This window comes from Streptomyces sp. NPDC059398, assembly GCF_042751845.1.
GTDB lineage: Bacteria > Actinomycetota > Actinomycetes > Streptomycetales > Streptomycetaceae > Streptomyces.
Genome location: NZ_JBHYWP010000213.1, coordinates 1 through 1,881, shown reverse-complemented (window position 1 = coordinate 1,881; position 1,881 = coordinate 1). Strand labels below are relative to the sequence as shown.

General features: G+C 69.0%; 1 protein-coding gene. It reads right to left on the bottom strand.

All coding sequences use genetic code 11. The annotated features are described in order from the left end of the window. Positions 1 to 169: 169 nt before the first annotated feature. Positions 170 to 1,573: a dicarboxylate/amino acid:cation symporter gene (locus tag ACFXBC_RS35060; protein ID WP_385034188.1), complete on the bottom strand. Its 1,404-nt coding sequence runs from the start codon at positions 1,571 to 1,573 to the stop codon at positions 170 to 172. Positions 1,574 to 1,881: the final 308 nt, after the last annotated feature.

The window sequence follows — 1,881 nt, the reverse complement described above, 5'->3', positions numbered from 1 at the left end:
GTGTGGCTGGGGCTTACCCCCCCCTCCCCCCCCCCCACACCCCCCCCACCCCCCCTTTTCGCACCCCCGGGGCCTGGGGCCGGGCCCCCCCCCCCCCCGGGGGCGGGGGGGGGGGCCGGCCCCCGTGACGTGAACGATCAGGCGGGAACGAGCCCTGACCGGAGAGCGGTCAGGCGGCGACCGGAAGCGACGGCTTCTGCTCGGCGTCGGAGGCCCGCACCTCGGGCTCGTCGACCGGGGAGCCCGAAGCGGAGTTGAAGGCGTCGAGGTCCAGGATCTTCTCGCGGGCCGAGACGATGACCGGGATCATGGCCTGTCCCGCGACGTTGGTCGCGGTGCGCATCATGTCCAGGATCGGGTCGATCGCCATCAGCAGACCCACACCCTCCAGCGGGAGCCCCAGCGTGGAGAGGGTCAGCGTCAGCATCACGGTCGCGCCGGTCAGTCCGGCGGTGGCCGCCGAGCCGATGACCGAGACGAAGGCGATCAGGATGTAGTCCTGGATGCCGAGATGCACGTCGAAGATCTGCGCGATGAAGATCGCGGCGATCGCCGGGTAGATCGAGGCGCAGCCGTCCATCTTGGTGGTCGAGCCGAACGGCACCGCGAACGAGGCGTACTCCTTCGGCACACCGAGGCGCTCGGTGACCCGCTGGGTGACCGGCATGGTGCCGACCGACGAGCGCGAGACGAACGCCAGCTGGATCGCGGGCCAGGCGCCCTTGAAGAACTGCAGCGGGTTGACCTTGGCGACCGTCGCGAGCAGCACCGGGTAGACGATGAACAGGACGATCGCGCAGCCGACGTAGATGTCGGCGGTGAAGGTCGCGTACTTGCCGATCAGGTCCCAGCCGTAGTCCGCGATGGCGAAGCCGATCAGCCCGATGGTGCCCAGCGGCGCGAGGCGGATGACCCACCACAGGGCCTTCTGGAGCAGTTCGAGCACGGTCTCGCTGATCTTGAGGATCGGCTCGGCCTTCTCACCGAGCTGGAGCGCGGCGATACCGGCGACGGCGGCCATGAAGACGATCTGGAGGACGTTCAGCTGGGTGAAGGGCGTGACGACGTCGGTCGGCACGATGCCGGTCAGGAAGTCGATCCAGGAGCCCGAGCCGTCGGGAGCCTTGCCGTCCTTGGGCGTGAGGCCGGTGCCGGCGCCGGGGTTGGTGATCAGTCCGATCGCGAGGCCGATGACGACGGCGATCAGCGAGGTGATCATGAACCACATGACCGTACGGGTGGCCAGCCGGGCGGCGTTGTTCACCTTGCGCAGATTGGTGATCGACACCAGGATCGCGAAGAAGACGAGCGGGGCGACCGCCAGCTTCAGCAGCTGGATGAAGATGCCGCCGACGTGCTCAAGGGTGGACTTGAGCCAGCTGATGTCCTGGCTGCGGGCCAGCCAGCCGAGCAGTACACCGAGGACCAGACCGGCGATGATCTGCGCCCAGAACGGGAACTTGTCGGATATTCGGGACTTCTTCGCGGGGCCGGCGCCGGGGCCGGCGGTGGAGTTCTCCGTGGAGTTGGAGTTCGCCGGGGAACTCTCGGGACTCGCGGGACCTGCGGACATGGGGACACTCCGGTGAGGACGCAGCTGTGTGCTCGGTACGGAGCACGGGGGACGGGGGCGCGGCGCCCGGCACGGGGGGCGCCGCCGCATGAGGCCGATCAGACGCGGCGACAGGCCGCGGACATGCAGCGGCAGAGGTCGACATGCAGGCGCTCCACGAGCGCGGGGCTCTTGGGATGCGGGCGCACGGCTGTCTTCATGTCGAACACGTTAACACTTGCGCTTTGAGCGCCTCAAAGCCCGGCTTTGGGGCAGGGTGGCGGCAGTGCGCGGAAAAGCCGGGAACCCCGGGCCGGAGCAGCTCGCTC